An 18,932-nucleotide genomic window follows, 5' to 3' on the forward strand; every position below is an offset into this window, starting at 1 on the left:
TCCTATGTGGATTTCTCGTCCCGTCTACGAGCTGCTGCCCTACCTGTACATGCTGGTGGGGATCGCCTTGCTGGCCGCGGCCTGGGTGGTCGAAGCCAAGACCTGGCCCAGTGTGTTTCTCACCGTGGGTGCACTGAGCCTGATGGGCGGACTGGTGCTCTGGCTGCGCCGGAAGGACTATCGGACCAAACAGGCCGAATACAACAGCCGCTCGCTCGACGACAAGATCTAGCGACCGCCGCCGAACTCATTCGCCCGCTGCTCTTCCTCTTCTTCTTCCTCGCGCTCGGCCCGTTCCTGCAATGAGGAGCCGTCGTCCTGCGCGAGCGTGGCAGCGTGACCGCGATCCGGGCCGTCATGCATCGGCTGCGCGTCGTCGTCCAGTTCATGGAACGCCGTCCGGCTGCGATTGGTCCGCTCATCGAAATACATGATCTCGTGCTGACCGATCTGCACGACATCGCCGTCGTTCAGCATGCGGCGGCGGACGCGCTTGGAGCGCACGTAGATACCGTTGGTGCTGTTCAGATCCTCGAGCACCGAGGTATGAATCGAAGTGATGATCTGCGCGTGATGACGGCTGATGAATTTGCTGTCGATCTGCAGATCGTTATCGGGCGTGCGGCCGATGATGAACCGGCCCGGCGTCAGCTCGCGCTCGGCGATGGTCTGACCGTTGAAGCCGACCAGGATGCGACCGAGCACGATACGACGCGCACCGGTCGATGTTTCTTCTCCACCGTTCATGCCACCGTGCATTCCGCCGTTCATGCTGCCCGGCATGCCATGCAGTGCCTGCAATTTCACAGAACGCTCGGCGTATTCGACCCACTGCAATTCTTCGACGGCGGCTTTCACATCGTCGACCGTCACAGAAGGGCGATCCTGCGCGAACGCGGCCATCATCGCGGTGTCCGCGAGTGTGTTCACCAGACGCGGCACGCCGCCGGTGTAGCGGTAGATCAACGAGAATGTTTCCGGATCGAAAATCTGCCGCCCCTGCGAGCCGGCCACTTCCAGACGGTGCTGGATGTATGCGGCCATATCGGCCTTGGACAACGCGGTCAGATGGAAGCGCAGGCGAATGCGCTGAGCCAGCTGCACCAGTCCCGGCGCGTTGAGCTTGTCGTTCAGCTCCGGCTGACCGGCGAGGATGATGCGCAGGACCTTTTCCTTGGTGGTCTCCACGCCCGATAGCATGCGGATCTCTTCCAGCACCTTGTTTGACAGATTCTGGGCTTCATCGACGATCAGCAGCACGCGTCGGCCGTTGGCATATTGCTCGACCAGAAACTCGTTCAGGGTGGCGAGCAGCTCGGCCTTTTTCATCTTGAACGGCGAAAAGCCGAACTGCACCAGCACGCTCTGCAGGAATTCGATGGCGGTGACCTGGGTCTGATTGATCTGCGCCACCACCACGTCTTTTTCGAGCTCCTTGAGGAAGGTCTCGATCAGTGTGGTCTTGCCCGAGCCGATCTCGCCGGTAATGACCACGAAACCGTCGGTGAACCAGATGGTGGACTCCATGTACGCCTTGGCGCGTGCATGGTGCTTGGACAGGTACAGGAACTGCGGATCCGGCGTGAGCCGGAACGGCAGTTCGTGCAGTTTGAACAGTTCGAGATACATGCGGTTGGATCTGTTCCCGGTCGAGGCGAGGTAAGTTTACGGAGAACCGTAGCCGGACACAAAAATCCCACCGTCAATTCACCAGAATCTGGCGCTGACCAGGGGTCCCGCTCGAGTTACATCTTCAGCCGGAGCAACTGCTGCAATGCCCGATCCCTGGCGGCCGGCGATGGGGCGTTGATGGTGCAATGTCCTAGCTTGCGGTTGGGCCGCGGTTCTTTCCCGTAGCTGTGGAAGTGTACGCCCGATACCCGGAGAATGTTCCCGAGCTCCGGAATGCTACCGATGAAGTTCATCATCGCCGAGTGCCCGTTCGGGCGAGTGCTTCCCAGCGGCAAGCCGAGAATGGCACGCACGTGATTCTCGAACTGACTGGTCTGTGCGCCTTCGATGGTCCAGTGTCCGGAGTTGTGCACGCGGGGCGCCATCTCGTTGGCGATCAGCTTGCCGCCGCGGACGAAGAACTCGATGGTGAGTACCCCGGCGTAGTCCAGATGTTTCAACAGGCGGCGCATATATGTTTCCGCCTGCTTCTGCAGTGAGGCGCTTCGATACGGCGCGATTGAGTAGCGCAGAATGCCTTGCGAATGGGTGTTCGCCGACAATGGATAAAACAATGTTTCGCCACGCGTGCTACGCACGCCGATGATGGAAACCTCGCGCGAGAAATCGACGAAGCCTTCGTAGATCAACGGCACGGTGCCGAGCGCCTGCCACGCGGCTTCGATGTCCGCGGGCTTTTTCAAATAGAACTGACCGCGCCCGTCGTAACCGAGACGTCGCGTCTTGAGCACGCCGGGCAGGCCGATGTTTTCAACGGCCGCGCGCAGATCTTCGATCGAGTCGACCGCCATGAATTCCGGCGTCGGAATCTTCAGCTGGCGGAACAATGTTTTCTCGTGCAAGCGATCCTGCGAAGCACCGAGAGCTTTCACCGGCGGCAGGAAAGGTTTCGAGCTTGCAATGGGCTCGACTGCGGCAACCGGCACATTCTCGACGTCGAATGTTACAACGTCGACTTCGTCGGCCAGCTCCGCGAGCTTGTCCGGATCGTCGAATGCACCAGGAATGATCTTGCCGACCTGACCGCCGGGCGCGTCGCTGCTCTGATCCAGGAACACGAAGCGCAGGCCGAGCGGATAGCCTGCCAGGGCCAGCATGCGTCCCAGCTGGCCCGCACCGATGATGCCGATTTTCATGGGCGGGAAAGGGCAGTGATGGACGGGTCGGGATTGGCCAGCACAGTTGCGGTCTGGTCAGCCCGGAACTTGTCGAGCGCGGTGCGCACCGGCTCGTATTTGTTCGCGAGGATCGAGGCGGCAAACAACGCCGCATTGGTGGCGCCGGCCTGACCGATCGCCAGCGTGCCGACCGGAATGCCGGCGGGCATCTGCACGATGGACAACAACGAGTCGATGCCCGAGAGCATCTTCGACTGCACCGGCACGCCGAGCACGGGCAGGCTGGTCTTCGCAGCGGTCATGCCCGGCAAATGGGCGGCGCCACCGGCGCCGGCGATGATGACTTCCAGGCCGCGCTCCCGTGCCGTCTCCGCATACTCGAACAGCAAGTCCGGTGTGCGATGGGCCGAGACCACGCGCGTCTCGAAGGCGATCCCCAGGCGCTCCAGGGTGTTCGCGGCGGGCTGCAAAGTCTCCCAATCGGACTTGGAGCCCATGATGATGCCAACTAGCGGTTTCATAAGGGGGATTGTATCAGGGGGCTGCGTTTGACAGGGCGTCGCGTAAGACGCGGAACAGCTCGCGCCCGGCGGGCGTGACTTTCTGGGAGGTCTGCTGCTGTTCCTTCCGGGCGCGCTCGATCAGCTTGCCGACGGCCTTGCCATCGACGTGAGGAAATTCGGCGGTCAGCGCGGCGACGCCTTCGCTGCCTTCGCGTAACAACCGGTCGCGCCATTGCTCGATGCGGTGAAAACGGATTGCCTCGACCCGTTCCCGGTCGCGTTTGGCAGCCAGTGCCTCGCGGATGGGCTCGGCGTCGATCTTACGCATCAGCTTGCCGATGTACTGTTTCTGCCGGTACAGGCCGCCATGTGCGGTGATTCGACGGGCCAGCACCACGGCGTCGCGCAGTTGATCAGGCAGGGGCAGGGCGTCCAGCTCGCTGTCCGACAGCTCGATCAGCGCTTCGCCGAGCTGCTGCAGGTCATCGCTCTGCCGCTTCCGCAGGCTTTTGCTGGGGCGGCTGTCGTCTTGGTCGGCGTCGTCGATCATGTAGGACAGGCCGTTTCTGGGGGCGCAAGGATGCGGGCCTGGCGGTCCTCATGCAAGTCGACTGATACAATCGGGCTATGGCTCAAGTTCCCAATACCTCATCCACCCAGCTCAGCCACTCGCAACAGGACCTGCAGGACCTGGTTGCCCTAGCCATCGAGGAGGGGCGAAAGCTCGGTGCCACCGAATCCGAGGTTGGCGTCAGCGTCGACACCGGGCTGTCCGTGACCGCACGCTTGGGCGAAGTCGAGACGCTCGAGTATCAACGCGACCGGGGGATGGGCATCACTGTCTATCGCGGTAAACGCAAAGGCACGGCGAGCACCGCCGACCTGCGGCCGCAAGCGATTCGCGAAACCGTCGCCAAAGCATTCAGCATCGCCGGCTTCACGGCGGAAGATGAGTGCGCGGGTCTGCCGGATCCCGAAGATCTGGCGCGTGAGTTTCCCGATCTGCAGCTGTCACATCCGTGGGGCATCGAGCCCGATGCCGCGCGCGATCTGGCGGTGGCGTGCGAAGCGGCCGCGCTCAAAGCGGACAAGCGCATCGGCAATTCCGAAGGCGCGACGCTGTCGAGTCATCAAGGCCTGCGCGTGTTCGGTAACTCACTTGGATTCCTTGGTGGATTCCCGAGCAGCATTCACAGCCTGAGCTGCGTGGTCGTCGCGCAGGAAGACGGCGAAATGCAGCGCGACTATTGGTACAGCTCGGTGCGCGACTGGCGCGAGTTGGAAGATGGCGAGTCGATTGGCAAGACGGCTGCCGCTCGAGCATTACGTCGGTTGAATGCGAAGAAGTTGCCGACGATCACTGCGCCCGTGTTGTTTGTTCCAGAGCTGGCTCGCGGACTGATGGGACATTTCCTCGGTGCGGTTCGTGGCGGCAGTCAGTATCGACGTGCATCGTTCCTGCTCGACGCCGCCGGTCAGCAGATCTTTCCGTCGTGGGTGCAGATTTCCGAGCGGCCGCACATCCCCAAGGCGCTGGCGAGCTCGCCTTTCGATAGCGAAGGCGTGGTCACGCGCGATCGCGAGTTGATCAAGGACGGTGTGCTGACCGGCTACATCCTGAGCACCTATTCGGCCCGCAAGCTCGGGCTGCGCACGACTGGCAATGCCGGCGGCGTTCACAATCTCATCGTGTCGCACGGCGCCGATGATTTTCAGGGGCTGCTGAAGAAGATGAATCGCGGCCTGATGGTGACGGAGTTGATGGGCCAGGGCATCAACGGCGTCACTGGCGATTACTCGCGCGGGGCCGCCGGCTTCTGGATCGAGAACGGCGAGATTCAATATCCGGTGAACGAGATCACCATCGCCGGCAACCTCAAGGACATGTATCGAGAGATCGTTGCGATCGGCAGCGACGTCGACGCGCGCGGCGGCATTCGAACCGGATCGGTGCTGCTGGAGAAGATGACGATCGCAGGCGAGTAATCGTCTGCCTCACTGATTGGACGCGTGCTGATTGGGCACGTGATGGCCGTGCGTGTGCTGGACGACATTCGTTTCCTTCACCAACTCAGCCACGGTTCTTCCCTTCAAGCTGTTCTGTAGCGCCTGCTCGGCAATCCGAGCCGCTTCCACCGCGGGCGCGATATCTCTGCATTTGCTGAGACGCGGGCCTGCGGTGTCGTGACGTACGGCGTCCAGCACGTCGTTCAGTTCGATCGTATGCGGATCGCGTGCCGGCACCCAGCTGTCATCCTCCGCGACCAGCAACAGCTTGCGATATTCGAGTGCGTCCATGATCGGTGTGAGCGCCGCGCCCGGCAGATCCAGATGTTCAGCGAGACGATTCGACGTCCAGCGATGCTGGGCCGTCCGGTAATCGTTGACGATGAGATACATGATGGACAGCGCCACTCGCTCGCGCATGCTCGAGTTCAGCGCAATCACGCCGCGCCCGGGTCGCAGGTACTGCGGATTCTGGATATAGAACGACAGCTGCGCGCCGAGCAGCAGGATGAGCCAGGAAATGTACAGCCACATCAGCGCCACGATGACGATGGCAAAACCGGCGTAGATGACCATGGTGGTCGACGCCCTGGAAACGAACTGCGCCATCACCATGCCGCTGAAGGCCCAGGCGGCGCCGGCCGCGACACCGCCGATCAATGCGGCACGCAATCGCACCTTGGTGTTGGGCACGAAGGCATACATGAACGTGAACACGCCCGAGACCAGCAGATAGGGCGTGATACGACCCAAGATCAGCAGCACGGTGTCGAAGGGCCGGTAATGCGACAGTGTTTCGACGAACGTCGTGCTGCCGATCGTTGCAATCACTCCCAATGCCGCGACGATGACGGCCGGCCCGACCACCATGACGCTCAGGTACTCGCTGAAGCGGCGCCCGATACTGCGGGGCTGCTCGACCCGCCACACGAAATTGAAACTCTCTTCGACCTTCTGCACGGTCGTGATCAAGGTGTAGAGCAGGAAGATCAAGCCGATCGAGCCCAGCACGCCGCCGCGCACGTTATCGACGAACGCCATCACCTGCTGGGTGATCTCGTAGGCGCGGTCGCCGAGCGGCTCCAGGAAGCTGTACAGTACCGGCTCGAGCTCGCGGTGATAGCCCAGGCCTTTGAGCACCGAGAAGGACAGGGCGATGATGGGCACGATCGACAATAGCGTCGTGTACACCAGGCTCATGGCGCGGAGCGTGAGCTCGCCGAGGGCGATATCGCGGATCAGCGCGTAGGGATACCGCAGGATGCGCGTAAGTTTCCACAACGGCCGGCCGATGATGGATTCCGGCGGCTCGAACAGCCAATGTTCCAGGCGAGCTAGCAACGGCGCGATCATGCTCGATGAGCGTGACACGCGGCCGCGGCGTGAGCAAGTTTATGAGTTATTTAACCGGCAACTTCCCGACCCGCATCGTCTGCCTCACCGAGGAGACCACCGAAACGCTGTACCTGCTCGAAGAGGACTGGCGCATCGTAGGTATTTCGGGCTTCACCGTGCGGCCGCCGCGGGCGCGCAAGGAGAAGCCGAAGGTCTCGGCGTTCACCAGCGCCAAGGTCGATCGTATCCGTGAGCTCGAGCCCGATCTGGTGCTGGGGTTCTCCGACCTGCAGGCCGACATCGCCGCCGATCTGGTGCGGCACGGGCTGAACGTTCACATTTTCAACCACCGCGACATCGCCGGGATCTTCGGCATGATCGGCATTCTCGGCGGCATGATCGGCTGCGAGGCCAAGGCCGCACAGCTGTGCGTGAAGCTTGCTGAGAATCTGGAGAGGATTCGCGCCTCGGCGGCGCAGTTCACCGTCCGTCCGCGCGTTTATTTCGAGGAGTGGGACGAGCCGATGATCTCGGGCATCCGCTGGGTCTCGGAACTGATCGGCGTGGCCGGCGGCGACGATTGTTTCGAAGACAACTCGCGTCAATCGCTGGCGAAGAACCGCATCATCGCCGACCCGCAGGAAGTCGTGCGACGCGCGCCCGATATCATTCTCGGCTCCTGGTGCGGCAAGAAATTTCAGCCGGGGAACGTGATCGCGCGCGAGGGTTGGGACAAGGTGCCCGCGGTCGCCAACGCACAGCTTTATGAGATCAAGTCACCGATTATTTTGCAGCCGGGGCCGGCGGCGCTGACCGACGGCGTCACCGAAATTCACAACGTCTTCAAGGCGTGGCAGGCGGGGCGAGCGGCGCGTTGATGGTGAAATAAAACGTCGCGCCTTCGTTGACCTGGGCTTCGGCCCAGATGCGACCGTTGTGACGCGCGATCACGCGCTGCGCGGTGACGAGCCCGATGCCGCTGCCTTGAAACTCCGCGTCCGGATGCAGACGCTGGAATGGCACGAACAATTTGTTCGCGTACGCCATGTCGAAGCCGACGCCGTTATCGCGCACGAAGTAGATGTGACCGCCGGTCACGCCCGTCTGAACGCCGACAGCGATCGTCGGCTGCGCAGCTTTCATCGAAAATTTCCAGGCATTTCCGAGCAGGGAGTCCACGGCGATACGAAGCAATCGGGCATCGCCTTCGACGTGCATGTTGGGTGCGATCTCGATCTGCACCTTATGATCCGGAAACTTCTCGCGCAGCGCTGCGGCGGCGTCGGTGCAGAGCTGGGTGAGATTGACGGGCCGGATCGCCAGCTCAGCGGTGCTGATACGAGACAAGCCGAGCAGTGCTTCGATGAGGCCAGACATGCGCTGACTCGCATCGTGAATGCGTCGCAGATAATGCAGCGACTTGTCGTCCAGCTGCTCGGCGGCAGTCTCTTGCAGGATCTGACTGAAGCCGGACAGGCTGCGCAGCGGTGCGCGTAGATCGTGAGATACGGCGTAAGCGAACGACTCCAGCTCGCGATTCGCCGCTTGCAGCTGACGCGTGCGCTCGGCCACGCGCTTTTCCAGCTCGGCATTCATCTGCTGCACTTCGCGCTGTGATTCGAGCAGCGCGGAGACTGCCGCTTCATCGCGTCGCTTGTGTCGTCGAAGCAGGATGTACAGCAGTACGGCCGAGCCGAGAATCGCCAGCCAGCCCTTGCTGGTGTGCAGGACCTCGAGCGTGTGAGGATCCAGGTCCAGCCAGGCCAGCCAGCGATCGGTCAGGAAGATCCAGAGGGCGCCAGCGGCCAGATAGATCAATGCGATCGTTCTTGGCATGCAACCGGCTCGAAGTCGTGCCCTATGCGGTCAGGCGGCGCAGTGCTTCGGCGTATTTCTCGCCGGTCTTCTGAGCCACTTCCGGCGGCAGCTTCGGCCCCGGAGCGCGCTTGTCCCACACCAATGTTTCCAGATAGTCCCGCACGAATTGTTTGTCGAAGCTCGGCGGGCTGGTGCCGGGGCGGTAGGTATCGGCGGGCCAGAAGCGCGAGGAATCGGGTGTCAGTGCCTCGTCGATCAGCGTCAGGTGACCGGCGTCGTCGACGCCAAATTCGAATTTGGTGTCGGCGATGATGATGCCGCGGGTGAGCGCGTACTCGGCGGCAAAGCGATACAACGCGAGCGCGGTGGCGCGCACTTGTTCGGCAAGACCGCGGCCGACGATCGCGACGGCGCGGTCGTAATCGATGTTCTCGTCGTGCTCGCCGATCTCGGCTTTGGTCGCCGGCGTGAACAGAGGCTCGGCCAGGCGATCGGCCTGTCGCAGACCTTCCGGCAGCTGGATGCCGCACACCTTGCCGCTCTGTTGGTAATCCTTCCAACCCGAACCAATGATGTAACCGCGCACCACCGCCTCGATGGGCAGCGCCTTGAGGCGCTTCACGATCAGGTACCGATCGGCAATCAACGCACGCTCGGCCGGATCGGTGACCACGCTCTCCAGCGGCGTATCCAGGATGTGATTGGGCACGATGTGCTTGGTGCGGTCGAACCAGAAGCGCGAGATCTTGGTCAACACCGCGCCTTTGCCCGGAATCGGGTCGGGCAGCACCACGTCGAACGCGCTCAGACGGTCGGTGGTGACGATCAGCATCTGCTTGTCGTCGATGGCGTAAATGTCGCGGACCTTGCCCTGATAGATGCGCTTGAGGCCGCTCAAGTGCGACTCGTGCATGGGCGGGGAGGGCTGAGTCACAGGATTACTCGATGAAAAATGAGAGGAAAAACACTGTTGAGCGTCGGGCGAATGGTGGTGCAGCACCGGACTGCTACCATTGGGCCCGTGTCCTAAGTTAGGACACGATTGTCGCAGCGGCTGACGAGGCCTTCAAGCATCGATGTTCTGGCAAGGTAAAGCACTGGGCGCGCTGATCGGCGGGGTGACCGCGGGTCCGGTTGGCGCATTGTTCGGCACCTTCATCGGTCACCTGTTCGACGCGCAGGCCGAGAGCGGTCTGGCCGGCCGCCTGGGCAATGACGAAGACGACGCGACCGCCGCCCAGATGTCCGGCATGGGCGCGCAGGAAGCGTTCTTTCGCGCCACATTCTTGACCATGGGCCACATGGCCAAGGCGGACGGGCGCGTCTCCGAAAATGATATCCGCGCCGCCCGCGCCATCATGGCCGAGTTCCGCCTCGGCGAGCGCGAAGTCGAATTCGCGATCCAGCTGTTCACGCAAGGCAAGGAAAAGGAATTTCCGCTGGAGGCGACACTGCGACAGCTGCGCCGCAAGCTGGCCGACCGCCCCGACGTCCTGCGCATGTTCATCCAGATTCAATTGCAGACCGCCTTGTGGAGCGGCAGCTTCGCGCCGGCCGCGCGCCAGGTGATGGCACGCGTTGCGGCGACGTTGAGCGTGTCGGCTTACGAGGTGATACAGATGGAGGCGCTCCTGCGAATGCAGCAGTCGTCCCGTCAACCGCCCGAGGCGCGCCCCCAGGTCGATAAAGTCGCGCAAGCTTACGAAGTGCTCGGTGTTACCGCCGAGGCGTCGGATGCCGAAGTCACGAAGGCATATCGCCGCTTGATGAATCAAAATCATCCCGACAAGCTGGTCGCGCGCGGCCTGCCGGAGTCGATGATGAAAGTCGCCGAGGAAAAAACCCGGCAAGTTCGCGCTGCTTACGAAGTGCTGCGTGAAGCACGCGCGATGCGGTAGGGCCTGATAATACTCATTGGCTGGGCCGCGACGAGCTATTGCGGTTCAGGGCTAGGCGGGACGACCGCCGTGTACTCTGCAGTACATAAGGGAGGAGCAACGACGTCCTGAACCGCAATAGCTCGTCCCATCTAATGATATTTATTCATTAAATGGGTTGTGCCTCCAATCGCCTTGCTGCAGGCGATTGGAGGCGCAACGCGGCCCAGCCAATGAGTATTATCAGGCCCTGGCTCACGAGGTTTCCGCCATGCCCACACATCAACCCTGGATCGCTCCTTCGATTCTCTCCGCCGATTTCGCTCGTCTCGGCGAAGAGGTGAAGGCCGTGCTGGAGGCCGGCGCCGACACCATTCATTTCGACGTGATGGACAATCATTACGTGCCCAATCTCACCATCGGTCCGCTGGTGTGCGAGGCGCTGCGTAAGCACGGCATCACCGCGCCCATCGATGTACATTTGATGGTGAAGCCGGTCGATCGGATCATTCCTGACTTCGCCGCCGCCGGCGCGTCGTGGATCAGTTTTCATCCCGAAGCGAGCGAGCATATCGATCGCACGCTCGGCTTGATTCGCGAGCACGGCTGTCATCCCGGCATCGTGCTCAACCCGGCCACGCCGCTGAATGTGCTGGATTACGTGCTCGACAAGGTCGATATGATTTTGCTGATGTCGGTCAACCCGGGGTTCGGCGGACAGAAGTTCATTCCTTCCGCACTCGGCAAATTGAAGAAGGTGCGCGAGATGATCGCGGCGAGCGGTCGCGATATTCGCTTGCAGATCGATGGCGGCGTGAAGGTCGACAACATCGGTGAGATCGCGGCGGCCGGTGCCGATACCTTCGTCGCGGGCTCGGCGATCTTCGGCTCGAAGGATTATCGGAAGACGATTTCAGACATGCGTGCTGAGATCGCGAAAGCGACCAAGTAGCTGGCGCCAGAAACAGAGAAGGCCGCTTGCGCGGCCTTCTTCAGTGAGTCGTCTCGCGACCCGGCGAGGTTTTATTCCTCGTCCTCGTCATCGAAATCGTCATCATCATCTTCGTCGTCCTCGTCGGTGCGACGATTGGCAGGTGACGTGCCTGCAGTAGCAGCGCCAGCGCGACCCGCGGCGGCAGCCAGCGGCGGCTTGGTCTTCATCTTCGGACGCGCGCCGAATACAACGATGGTCTTGCCGGTAGCGCGCAGCAGACCCTGATCTTCCAGCACCTTCAACACGCGGCCTGCCATTTCACGCGAGCAACCGACCAGGCGCGACAGCTCCTGACGGCTCACCTTGATCTGCATGCCTTCCGGATGAGTCATCGCATCCGGTTCGCTGCACAGATCCATGATGGCGTGCGCGACCCGACCGGTCACGTCGACGAAGGCGAGATCGCCGAGCTTGCGATTGGTGCGATCGAGGCGGGTGGCGAGCTGCGTGGCAAGCTCGAACACCAGGCCCGGGCTTTCGGCCGCGAGCTGACGGAAGCGGGGATAGGTCATTTCAGCGAGCTCGCACTGCTGACGCGTGCGGACCCAGGCGCTGCGGGTGGGCTGTTCGTAGAACAGACCCATCTCACCGAAGAACTGCCCTTTGTTGAGGTAGGCGAGCACCATCTCGTTGCCTTCCTCGTCCTCGATCATCACTTCGACCGAGCCGCTGACGATGTAATACAGCACATCGGGCAGGTCGCCGGCGTGGATGACGACGGTCTTGGAAGGCACCGTGCGGATTCGGCAATAGCTCAGGAACCGGTTGATCGCCGGAATATCGCTCAATGGCCTTGCGCCCTCTTCCATACCCGCCCCTATTCGCCTTGTGCTTGTAACTAAATGACTTTAGTGGGATGACTTGACGACAATATGTCTTGCCGCGCCTTTTAATACAGTATGACCCAACACCGCAAGCTTTTGCTTGCACGGCAAAACTTTACGTCGACTATTTGACGGCAGAGCCCAACGTCGTTCAGCCCCAATGTGTCGACCCGGTCACACTCTCATAGCCAATAGGCGGTCCGTGTCATCACTTTGGCGGTGAGCTTCATCAACCCCCGCACCGGCCCCGGCAACTCCGCACCGCCGGCCAGTTCAGCATTGCGTCCATGACGTTCTTCGTCGGCGCTCATTTGCTGGATGATGGCGCGGGTGCGCGCATCCTCCGCCGGCAAACGTTGCAAATGTCCGTCGAGATGCTCCACCACCTGGCGTTCGGTCTCGGCCACGAAGCCCAGGCTGACCTTGTCGCCCGCCAGCCCGGCGAGGGCCCCGATGGTGAACGAACCCGCATACCACAGCGGGTTCAGCACACTGGTCCGGCCGCCCAGCTGGCGGATGCGATCGGCGCACCAGGCCAGATGGTCGGTCTCCTCGCGAGCCGCTTCCATCAGTGAAGCCCTGGTTGCATCGGCCCGCGAAGTGAACGCCTGTCCCTGATACAGCGCCTGGGCGGCCACTTCCCCGGAATGATTGATCCGCATCAGCGCGGCCACATGGCGGCGGTTGGCCGGGTTGTCGGCAATTTCCGGTGTTTCGGGCTGGTTTTCGGCGGGATTCGGCCGGGCCGCGACGTGGCTGGCGAACAGGGTTCGCAGGGTCTGATCGGCCGGCAGCAGCAGGCGGTCGAGGAGGGTATAACGGCGGCCGGTCGGCTCGGCGGGGCTCGAGGATTCCATGGGGATTCATTATATATGTCGCCCGCCGGCGGGCCGCTCCGGGGTGTCCGGCGCTGCCTAAGGGATCCTGCTGTAAATCCAATGCTTCTAAGCGTTTGCATTGGCCCCGGTCGTCCATTAGACTTGCCGGCCTTTTCGACCCCCCCTGTTGTTATGTGGGCAGGGGCGTTAAAGTTTTCCCGGAGATTTCAATGAGTACCGTCTTCGCCAATGCGCAAACGGTCCGTCGTGACTGGTATGTGGTCGACGCGACCGGCAAGACCCTGGGCCGCCTGGCTTCGCAGGTCGCTTCGCGTCTGCGCGGCAAGCACAAGGCGGCTTACACGCCCAACTGCGACACCGGCGATCACATCGTCATCGTCAATGCGGGCAAGATCCGCGTGACCGGTCGCAAGCTGACGGACAAGTTCTACCATCACCACACCGGCTACATGGGTAACTTGAAGAGCACCAGCCTGGAAAAGCTGCTCGACAAGCACCCCGAGCGCGCCATCGAGTTCGCGGTCAAGGGCATGCTCCCGAAGAACCCGCTCGGTCGGGCGATGTTCAAGAAGCTGCATGTGTTCGCGGGCGACAAGCACCCGCACGTCGCGCAGCAGCCGAAGGCGCTCGAGATCTAATTCCTAAGGTACGTATTCAGACATGGCCACCCAGACCAACTACGGCACCGGCCGCCGCAAGACCTCCACGGCCCGCGTGTTCCTGCGCAAGGGCACCGGCAACATCCGCGTCAACGACCGGACTCTCGATGAGTTCTTCGGCCGTAAGACCGCGCGCATGATCGTGCGTCAGCCGCTGGAAGCCGTCGCCATGGACAACAGCTTCGATGTCGAAGTGACGGTGAAGGGCGGTGGCATCACCGGCCAGGCCGGCGCGATCCGCCACGGTCTGACCCGTGCGTTGATGGAATACGACGAGACTCTGCGCAAGACGCTGCGCGACGCCGGTTACGTGACCCGCGACGCCCGCGAAGTCGAGCGTAAGAAGGTCGGTTTCCGCAAGGCCCGTCGCGGAACTCAGTTCTCGAAGCGCTAACCGCGATCCTTGGATTATTGGGGGATCGTCTAGCGGTAGGACTACGGACTCTGACTCCGTCAACCTAGGTTCGAATCCTAGTCCCCCAACCAATACGCAAAGCCCGCCTTCTCGGCGGGCTTTTGCTTTTTGGGGGTTCTCCCGCGCGTCCTCTTCACTGCGATAATCGCGCCTCCATCAAACGCGCACTCGCCAGCCACAACATGATCGACTCGCTCTACCCTTTGCTTCGGCCTCTGCTGTTTTCGCTCGAAGGTGAACGTGCGCATGAAGTGACCTTCTCCATGCTCGAGGTGGCGCATTCGTTGGGCATGCTCGGGGCGCATGAGTCGAAGGTGGAGGAGGGCGTGACGCTCATGGGTTTGCGTTTTCCAAACCGCGTTGGTCTGGCGGCGGGTCTGGATAAAAACGCGAGGCACATCGATGCACTCGGGGCACTCGGTTTTGGTTTTATCGAAGCGGGGACGGTGACAGCTCAGGCACAAGTCGGTAACGCGAAGCCAAGACTGTTTCGTCTTCCCGAAGTGAATGCGCTCATCAATCGCATGGGCTTTCCGAATGAAGGCAGCGAGGCGATCGCGCATCGTCTGGCGCAGCGCAAGTTCAAAGGGCCGTGCGGTATCAACATCGGCAAGAACGCGACCACGCCACTCGAAGATGCTGCGCGAAATTACGTCGAATGTTTTCGTGTCGTCGCGCCTCATGCCGACTACGTGACCGTGAACGTCTCGTCACCGAACACGGCGAACCTGCGACAACTGCAGCAGGTCGATCAATTGCGTCCCATCCTCGATGCGCTCCTCGAAGCGCGACTGCAATTGACCTCAAGCTCCGGCAAGGCGCTGCCGATATTGGTGAAGGTATCGCCCGATCTTGCGACTGAAGATCTCGCCGCGATTGCCGGATTGGTTCGCGAGCTGCGCATCGATGGAGTGATCGCCACCAACACCACGATCACTCGCGATGTGGTGAAGGGTGTGGCGAACAGCGAGCAGCAAGGTGGATTGAGCGGTGCGCCGATGCGTGCGTTGGCGCTGAAGTCGATCCCCGTCTTGCGTGAGCATCTGGGGAGCGACGTGCCGCTCGTTGCCGTGGGTGGGATCGATTCAGGTGCGGCGGCGGTTGCTGCCTTGCAGGCAGGTGCGGATCTGATTCAGATCTACACCGGCCTCATCTATCGCGGTCCAAAGCTGGTCACAGAGATCCTGGCCGCGGTTGCCGACTTCAAATCGTCTGCACGCCGTTAGGCGAGCCGAGAATCAACAGATCCGCCGGTCGTCGCGCGAACAGACCGACGGTCACGACGCCGGCGAGCTGATTGATCTCGCTCTCCATCGTGACCGGATCGACGATGGACAGACCGTGCACGTCGAGGATTTGATTGCCGTTATCGGTGACGAAGCCTTCGCGATAGACCGGCTGTCCCCCTAAAGCAACCAATTGTCGGGCGACATACGAGCGCGCCATCGGAATCACTTCGACCGGCAAGGGGAACTTACCGAGCACGCCGACGAGTTTGGATTCATCGGCGATGCAGATGAAGCGCCGCGATGCGGCGGCAACGATCTTCTCGCGGGTCAACGCACCCCCACCGCCCTTGATCAGGCGTCGGTGACGATCCGACTCGTCGGCGCCATCGATGTAGAGGTCCAGCTCACCGGTGGTATTGAGGTCGAGCACATCGATGCCATGGCGCTTCAAACGCGTCGTCGAGCGCTCCGAACTGGATACCGCGCCTCGAATGCGCAGCTTTTGCGCAGCCAACGCGTCGATGAAGAGGTCGACCGTCGACCCGGTTCCAATGCCGAGAACCGAGTCCTCTTCCACATGGGTAAGGGCGGCGAGGGCGGCCTGTTGCTTAAGTTGGTCGGCGTTCATGGTGTGCGGCTCTTTGGCTCGGTAATCGGAAAAGCCTATTTTTCCAGGGTCCGGAAACGACTGTGCCCGCTTTCGCGGGCACAGTCTTCATCATCATCTACTCAGAAGAACTTACTTCTTCTTGGCAGCCTTCTTCTTGCCGCCTTTCTTCTTCGCAGACTTCTTTGCTTTCGTTGCCATGATACTAGATCTCCATGTCGAGTTAGTCCGGGCGCAGTATATACATAAACTAAAAGTTGCAAGCAAGAGGCGCGTGCAATTTTGTTGTGCTCCCTCTCATCTCGGACTCGCCTCGACTCATCTCGATGCTCGTTCGAGCGACTCGATGAAGCTCCATTCGCTCTTCGTGACCGGTGTGATCGACAGTCGGTTGCCGCGCTTGAGCACGATCATGTCCTTGAGCTTGCCGTCGGCATGCTTGCGCAGCTCATCGAGTGCGATGACCCTGTCGAACTTCCTGACGAGCTTCACATCGACCATGAGCCAGCGCGGGCTCGAAGGATCGCTGGCGGCATCGTAGTGATCGTTCTTCTTGTCGAACTGCGTCGGGTCCGGATACGCCTCGCGTTGTACGGCGGCAACGCCTGCAATTCCAGGGATTTCGCAGCTCGAGTGATAGAAGAACACCAGGTCGCCCTGCTTCATCTCCTTGAGGTAGTTGCGCGCCTGGAAATTGCGCACGCCATCCCAGCCGGTGGTGCTGTTCTTGGCCTTCGCGAGTTGCTCGATGCCGAACACCGAGGGCTCGGACTTCATCAACCAGTAGTTCATGACGACTCCGTGAGTGAATGATCAGAGCGTAGCAGGGTGACGCTCGAACCAACGCAGTCCGCGTTCAGTCACGATGCCATCCAGCGGCACATCCCAGCGATCGGGTTGCAGTCGAGCGACGCGCTGGCATTCGTAACCGACGCCGATGAGCGTCGGTCGTCGCCAGCGGCGTCCTTCGCGCAAGTGATGCAGGCTGCGATCGTAGAAACCGGCGCCGCTGCCGAGTCGCCAGCCGCGCTCATCGAAGGCGACCAGCGGCAGCAGGATCAGATCGAGTCGGCGCACCGAGATGACTTCGGCATGACGAGGATCGGGTTCGGCGATGCCGTACCGGTTTACGCGCATCACGCTATCGGTTCGATAACGCACGAAGCGCATGCGGCTATGACGAAAGTCGGTGATGACCGGTAAGTAGAGCAGGCAACCGCGCCGGCGTGCGACGTCGATCACATAGCGCAGGTCCGCTTCGTGACCGTAGGCGAAATACACCGCGATCCGTTGTTGAGGGCGCAGCCGATGCGTGCCGCTGAGTAAGCGGGCGAATTGCCGATGCGCTTCATCGCGTGTCGCTGGAGAGAGCGCGCGTCGGAGTTGCCGCATCTGTCGGCGCAGCTGCTGTCGTTCCAGCAGTGCCGCCGACGCGGAGGAGAGAGAGGAGGCGCTACCCGCCTGTGCCGTCATGAGCCATTGCTCTCGACACGGAGCAATAGGTGGGACGCAGCCATGATAGCTAAGGCTTTCCGTTCGAGACGGACATGCACACGGCTACCACGAAACCGAATCCCTGGGGTATTAACGTTAGGGTCGAGAGGTAACCCGACACACGTCGAACACCGCAGGCAGCGCCATAACAAAACCATTTTGAGTCTGCGTCCGTAACGCGCATCCGCAGTCCCAAGTTCATCCGAGCCCGATATCTGGGTCAGATCGCCGGGCTTTCAATGCCTACAGCGGCAATTGCTGTCCTCGGCTCAGTGCCGATTCCACACGCTCGCGCATCTGCTTGACGCGCTCGCTGACTTCGCTCTCGATGGCCTCGTTACGATTGCGCTTGAGCAGCTCGTGCGCGAGGTTCAGAGCAGCCATCACCGCGATCCGGTCCAGGCCGACGATATTGCCGGCGTCGCGGATGTCGCGCATCTTGCCGTTGAGAAATTCCGCCGAGTCGAGCAGCTCGGAGCGCTCTTCGGGCAGACAGGCGACCTGATACTCCTTTTCCAGGATGCGCACACTGACACGGACCAGGCGGTCGCTCATGCGTTGTGCTCCATCGCCTTCAGGCGGCCAATCATCGCTTCGACCCGCGCACGCACCTGCTCATTCTTCTGTAGCAGCGTGGCACGCTCCGTCATCATCGAATCCTGTCGCTGGCGCAAGGCGCGGTTCTCTTCCTGCAATTGGGAGACCAGCGCGACCAGCTCGTCCACGCGCCGCTCGAGCTGTTTCAGCTCTTGATCGACGACGGCCCGGGAGGCCCCACTGCCATTGGACGAACCAGGATTCATGCGGGCGATTATGCGTCCCGCTCCCCGACCGGTCAAACCGCGCCCGGAATCGGTCAAATCCATGGATCGAAGGGCACAGTGCTAAGATAGGGCGGATGCTGCAAGTCACATTCGCTGAAGTCGCTCGCGTCCTGGAAGGACTCGGCTCGTCGGTGCCGGCGGCGGAAGCCCACGGTTGTCTGGTCGGCGCGCTGTGCACCTCGCCCCACTATCCGATGGAGCGCTGGCTGGAAGAAATCATTCCCGACGCCGAGCAGCGTAACGACGAGGACAGTCAGCAGGCGTTACGTCTGTTGTATGCCGACACGCTCAATGCGTTGCGCGGCGAAGACATGGAATTCGAGGCGCTGCTGCCCGATGACGATATTCCGCTCACCGCACGCGCCAGCGGCCTGTCGCAGTGGTGCCAGGGCTTTCTGTATGGATTCGGCACCGGCGGCAAGCCGGTGAAACAGGAAGAGCTGCCCGGCAACGTCAACGAGATTCTCAACGACCTCACGCACATCGGTCGCGCCAGCGTCGAGCTCGAAGGCGACGGCAACGAGAGCGAAGAAGAAGCCTATGCCGAAGTGGTCGAGTATGTGCGCGTCGGCGTGCAGCTGATCCACGACGAGCTGATTCCCGCCGCCGCCCATCGTATCGAGACCGGCGAAGACACCGGCATCGAGCTGGACGACGACGATACCAACGCCGATCCCGGTCCTCTGCATTAATCCAA

Annotated in this window: 22 protein-coding genes, 1 tRNA gene, 1 other RNA gene and 1 pseudogene; 10 read left to right on the forward strand and 15 right to left on the reverse strand. The window is 61.5% G+C overall.

Annotation, left to right across the window (positions count from 1 at the left end):
- The first annotated feature begins 4 nt into the window (after window positions 1-4).
- Entirely contained in the window at window positions 5-232 is a 228-nt protein-coding gene (locus tag ACFPN2_RS04425) for a hypothetical protein (RefSeq protein WP_380595421.1), read from the forward strand.
- On the opposite strand, the gene ACFPN2_RS04430 is transcribed toward ACFPN2_RS04425, so the two are convergent.
- From ACFPN2_RS04430 to yjgA, 4 genes are all read right to left on the reverse strand, one after another.
- Window positions 229-1,629 carry an AAA family ATPase gene (locus tag ACFPN2_RS04430; RefSeq protein WP_380595422.1) on the reverse strand — a complete coding sequence of 467 codons (1,401 nt, stop codon included), beginning with the start codon at window positions 1,627-1,629 and terminating at the stop codon, window positions 229-231. The two genes, ACFPN2_RS04425 and ACFPN2_RS04430, sit on opposite strands and share 4 nt — an antisense overlap.
- A gap of 116 nt (window positions 1,630-1,745) precedes the next feature.
- Window positions 1,746-2,828: a 5-(carboxyamino)imidazole ribonucleotide synthase gene (locus ACFPN2_RS04435; protein ID WP_380595423.1), complete on the reverse strand. Its 1,083-nt coding sequence runs from the start codon at window positions 2,826-2,828 to the stop codon at window positions 1,746-1,748.
- Window positions 2,825-3,331, reverse strand: coding sequence for a 5-(carboxyamino)imidazole ribonucleotide mutase (gene purE / locus ACFPN2_RS04440; protein ID WP_380595424.1), 507 nt, complete (start codon window positions 3,329-3,331; stop codon window positions 2,825-2,827). The genes ACFPN2_RS04435 and purE overlap by 4 nt, the downstream gene beginning before the upstream one ends.
- Window positions 3,332-3,344: 13 nt before the next feature.
- A complete protein-coding gene (gene yjgA, locus ACFPN2_RS04445) occupies window positions 3,345-3,863 on the reverse strand; it encodes a ribosome biogenesis factor YjgA (RefSeq protein WP_380595425.1) in 519 nt (172 codons plus the stop codon).
- A gap of 77 nt (window positions 3,864-3,940) precedes the next feature.
- On the opposite strand from yjgA, the gene pmbA reads away from it, so the two are divergent.
- Window positions 3,941-5,299: a metalloprotease PmbA gene (gene pmbA, locus ACFPN2_RS04450; protein ID WP_380595426.1), complete on the forward strand. Its 1,359-nt coding sequence runs from the start codon at window positions 3,941-3,943 to the stop codon at window positions 5,297-5,299.
- Window positions 5,300-5,308: 9 nt separating this feature from the next.
- On the opposite strand, the gene ACFPN2_RS04455 is transcribed toward pmbA, so the two are convergent.
- Window positions 5,309-6,691 (reverse strand): YihY/virulence factor BrkB family protein, encoded by a 1,383-nt coding sequence (locus tag ACFPN2_RS04455; RefSeq protein WP_380595427.1) that lies wholly within the window; start codon window positions 6,689-6,691, stop codon window positions 5,309-5,311.
- A gap of 23 nt (window positions 6,692-6,714) precedes the next feature.
- Between ACFPN2_RS04455 and ACFPN2_RS04460 the strand changes: the two genes are divergently transcribed.
- A complete protein-coding gene (locus ACFPN2_RS04460; RefSeq protein WP_380595428.1) occupies window positions 6,715-7,533 on the forward strand; it encodes an ABC transporter substrate-binding protein in 819 nt (272 codons plus the stop codon).
- On the opposite strand, the gene ACFPN2_RS04465 is transcribed toward ACFPN2_RS04460, so the two are convergent.
- Window positions 7,499-8,491 (reverse strand): sensor histidine kinase, encoded by a 993-nt coding sequence (locus ACFPN2_RS04465; RefSeq protein WP_380595429.1) that lies wholly within the window; start codon window positions 8,489-8,491, stop codon window positions 7,499-7,501. The genes ACFPN2_RS04460 and ACFPN2_RS04465 overlap by 35 nt on opposite strands.
- Window positions 8,492-8,513: 22 nt before the next feature.
- A complete protein-coding gene (locus tag ACFPN2_RS04470) occupies window positions 8,514-9,386 on the reverse strand; it encodes a phosphoribosylaminoimidazolesuccinocarboxamide synthase (RefSeq protein ID WP_380595608.1) in 873 nt (290 codons plus the stop codon).
- Window positions 9,387-9,549: 163 nt separating this feature from the next.
- Here ACFPN2_RS04470 and djlA point away from each other — a divergent pair, with 163 nt between their 5' ends.
- Both djlA and rpe read left to right on the forward strand, forming a co-directional pair.
- Window positions 9,550-10,371 (forward strand): co-chaperone DjlA, encoded by an 822-nt coding sequence (gene djlA, locus ACFPN2_RS04475; RefSeq protein ID WP_380595430.1) that lies wholly within the window; start codon window positions 9,550-9,552, stop codon window positions 10,369-10,371.
- 250 nt (window positions 10,372-10,621) lie between these two features.
- Window positions 10,622-11,302 carry a ribulose-phosphate 3-epimerase gene (rpe, locus tag ACFPN2_RS04480; RefSeq protein WP_380595431.1) on the forward strand — a complete coding sequence of 227 codons (681 nt, stop codon included), beginning with the start codon at window positions 10,622-10,624 and terminating at the stop codon, window positions 11,300-11,302.
- A 215-nt stretch (window positions 11,303-11,517) separates the two neighbouring features.
- On the opposite strand, the pseudogene crp reads toward rpe, so the two are convergent.
- Window positions 11,518-12,153 (reverse strand): annotated as a pseudogene (crp, locus tag ACFPN2_RS04485) (cAMP-activated global transcriptional regulator CRP); the annotation flags it as partial.
- 197 nt (window positions 12,154-12,350) lie between these two features.
- Window positions 12,351-13,025, reverse strand: coding sequence for a 2-polyprenyl-3-methyl-6-methoxy-1,4-benzoquinone monooxygenase (gene coq7 / locus ACFPN2_RS04490; RefSeq protein WP_380595432.1), 675 nt, complete (start codon window positions 13,023-13,025; stop codon window positions 12,351-12,353).
- Window positions 13,026-13,216: 191 nt separating this feature from the next.
- Between coq7 and rplM the strand changes: the two genes are divergently transcribed.
- From rplM to ACFPN2_RS04510, 4 genes are all read left to right on the forward strand, one after another.
- Window positions 13,217-13,645 (forward strand): 50S ribosomal protein L13, encoded by a 429-nt coding sequence (gene rplM, locus ACFPN2_RS04495; RefSeq protein ID WP_380595433.1) that lies wholly within the window; start codon window positions 13,217-13,219, stop codon window positions 13,643-13,645.
- Between the two features lie 22 nt (window positions 13,646-13,667).
- Complete coding sequence (rpsI, locus tag ACFPN2_RS04500; protein WP_380595434.1) at window positions 13,668-14,060, forward strand: 30S ribosomal protein S9; 393 nt, start codon at window positions 13,668-13,670, stop codon at window positions 14,058-14,060.
- A gap of 18 nt (window positions 14,061-14,078) precedes the next feature.
- Window positions 14,079-14,152, forward strand: a tRNA-Gln gene (locus ACFPN2_RS04505).
- Window positions 14,153-14,263: 111 nt separating this feature from the next.
- Complete coding sequence (locus ACFPN2_RS04510; protein ID WP_380595435.1) at window positions 14,264-15,307, forward strand: quinone-dependent dihydroorotate dehydrogenase; 1,044 nt, start codon at window positions 14,264-14,266, stop codon at window positions 15,305-15,307.
- Here ACFPN2_RS04510 and rpiA read toward each other — a convergent pair.
- From rpiA to ACFPN2_RS04540, 6 genes are all read right to left on the reverse strand, one after another.
- Entirely contained in the window at window positions 15,285-15,938 is a 654-nt protein-coding gene (gene rpiA / locus ACFPN2_RS04515) for a ribose-5-phosphate isomerase RpiA (RefSeq protein ID WP_380595436.1), read from the reverse strand. The genes ACFPN2_RS04510 and rpiA overlap by 23 nt on opposite strands.
- A 297-nt stretch (window positions 15,939-16,235) precedes the next feature.
- Window positions 16,236-16,709 carry an EVE domain-containing protein gene (locus tag ACFPN2_RS04520; protein ID WP_380595437.1) on the reverse strand — a complete coding sequence of 158 codons (474 nt, stop codon included), beginning with the start codon at window positions 16,707-16,709 and terminating at the stop codon, window positions 16,236-16,238.
- Between the two features lie 21 nt (window positions 16,710-16,730).
- Window positions 16,731-17,339: a 5-formyltetrahydrofolate cyclo-ligase gene (locus ACFPN2_RS04525; protein ID WP_380595609.1), complete on the reverse strand. Its 609-nt coding sequence runs from the start codon at window positions 17,337-17,339 to the stop codon at window positions 16,731-16,733.
- A 28-nt stretch (window positions 17,340-17,367) separates the two neighbouring features.
- Window positions 17,368-17,554: non-coding RNA, 6S RNA (gene ssrS / locus ACFPN2_RS04530), on the reverse strand.
- 100 nt (window positions 17,555-17,654) lie between these two features.
- Window positions 17,655-17,966 carry a cell division protein ZapA gene (locus ACFPN2_RS04535; protein ID WP_380595438.1) on the reverse strand — a complete coding sequence of 104 codons (312 nt, stop codon included), beginning with the start codon at window positions 17,964-17,966 and terminating at the stop codon, window positions 17,655-17,657.
- Complete coding sequence (locus tag ACFPN2_RS04540; protein WP_380595439.1) at window positions 17,963-18,214, reverse strand: TIGR02449 family protein; 252 nt, start codon at window positions 18,212-18,214, stop codon at window positions 17,963-17,965. Before ACFPN2_RS04540 ends, ACFPN2_RS04535 begins: the two co-directional genes overlap by 4 nt.
- A gap of 95 nt (window positions 18,215-18,309) precedes the next feature.
- On the opposite strand from ACFPN2_RS04540, the gene ACFPN2_RS04545 reads away from it, so the two are divergent.
- Window positions 18,310-18,927 carry a UPF0149 family protein gene (locus ACFPN2_RS04545; RefSeq protein ID WP_380595440.1) on the forward strand — a complete coding sequence of 206 codons (618 nt, stop codon included), beginning with the start codon at window positions 18,310-18,312 and terminating at the stop codon, window positions 18,925-18,927.
- Window positions 18,928-18,932 lie beyond the last annotated feature (5 nt).

It is taken from the genome of Steroidobacter flavus (assembly GCF_042651805.1).
Lineage (GTDB): Bacteria > Pseudomonadota > Gammaproteobacteria > Steroidobacterales > Steroidobacteraceae > Steroidobacter > Steroidobacter flavus.

Excerpts from the sequence above, each read along its gene's own strand:
- ACFPN2_RS04425 (WP_380595421.1), top strand. The coding sequence starts at position 5 with ATGTGGATTTCTCGTCCCGTCTACGAGCTGCTGCCCTACCTGTACATG.
- ACFPN2_RS04430 (WP_380595422.1), bottom strand. The coding sequence starts at position 1,629 with ATGTATCTCGAACTGTTCAAACTGCACGAACTGCCGTTCCGGCTCACG.
- ACFPN2_RS04435 (WP_380595423.1), bottom strand. The coding sequence starts at position 2,828 with ATGAAAATCGGCATCATCGGTGCGGGCCAGCTGGGACGCATGCTGGCC.
- purE (WP_380595424.1), bottom strand. The coding sequence starts at position 3,331 with ATGAAACCGCTAGTTGGCATCATCATGGGCTCCAAGTCCGATTGGGAG.
- yjgA (WP_380595425.1), bottom strand. The coding sequence starts at position 3,863 with ATGATCGACGACGCCGACCAAGACGACAGCCGCCCCAGCAAAAGCCTG.
- pmbA (WP_380595426.1), top strand. The coding sequence starts at position 3,941 with ATGGCTCAAGTTCCCAATACCTCATCCACCCAGCTCAGCCACTCGCAA.
- ACFPN2_RS04460 (WP_380595428.1), top strand. The coding sequence starts at position 6,715 with ATGAGTTATTTAACCGGCAACTTCCCGACCCGCATCGTCTGCCTCACC.
- ACFPN2_RS04465 (WP_380595429.1), bottom strand. The coding sequence starts at position 8,491 with ATGCCAAGAACGATCGCATTGATCTATCTGGCCGCTGGCGCCCTCTGG.
- ACFPN2_RS04470 (WP_380595608.1), bottom strand. The coding sequence starts at position 9,386 with ATGCACGAGTCGCACTTGAGCGGCCTCAAGCGCATCTATCAGGGCAAG.
- djlA (WP_380595430.1), top strand. The coding sequence starts at position 9,550 with ATGTTCTGGCAAGGTAAAGCACTGGGCGCGCTGATCGGCGGGGTGACC.
- rpe (WP_380595431.1), top strand. The coding sequence starts at position 10,622 with ATGCCCACACATCAACCCTGGATCGCTCCTTCGATTCTCTCCGCCGAT.
- coq7 (WP_380595432.1), bottom strand. The coding sequence starts at position 13,025 with ATGGAATCCTCGAGCCCCGCCGAGCCGACCGGCCGCCGTTATACCCTC.
- rplM (WP_380595433.1), top strand. The coding sequence starts at position 13,217 with ATGAGTACCGTCTTCGCCAATGCGCAAACGGTCCGTCGTGACTGGTAT.
- rpsI (WP_380595434.1), top strand. The coding sequence starts at position 13,668 with ATGGCCACCCAGACCAACTACGGCACCGGCCGCCGCAAGACCTCCACG.
- ACFPN2_RS04510 (WP_380595435.1), top strand. The coding sequence starts at position 14,264 with ATGATCGACTCGCTCTACCCTTTGCTTCGGCCTCTGCTGTTTTCGCTC.
- rpiA (WP_380595436.1), bottom strand. The coding sequence starts at position 15,938 with ATGAACGCCGACCAACTTAAGCAACAGGCCGCCCTCGCCGCCCTTACC.
- ACFPN2_RS04520 (WP_380595437.1), bottom strand. The coding sequence starts at position 16,709 with ATGAACTACTGGTTGATGAAGTCCGAGCCCTCGGTGTTCGGCATCGAG.
- ACFPN2_RS04535 (WP_380595438.1), bottom strand. The coding sequence starts at position 17,966 with ATGAGCGACCGCCTGGTCCGTGTCAGTGTGCGCATCCTGGAAAAGGAG.
- ACFPN2_RS04540 (WP_380595439.1), bottom strand. The coding sequence starts at position 18,214 with ATGAATCCTGGTTCGTCCAATGGCAGTGGGGCCTCCCGGGCCGTCGTC.
- ACFPN2_RS04545 (WP_380595440.1), top strand. The coding sequence starts at position 18,310 with ATGCTGCAAGTCACATTCGCTGAAGTCGCTCGCGTCCTGGAAGGACTC.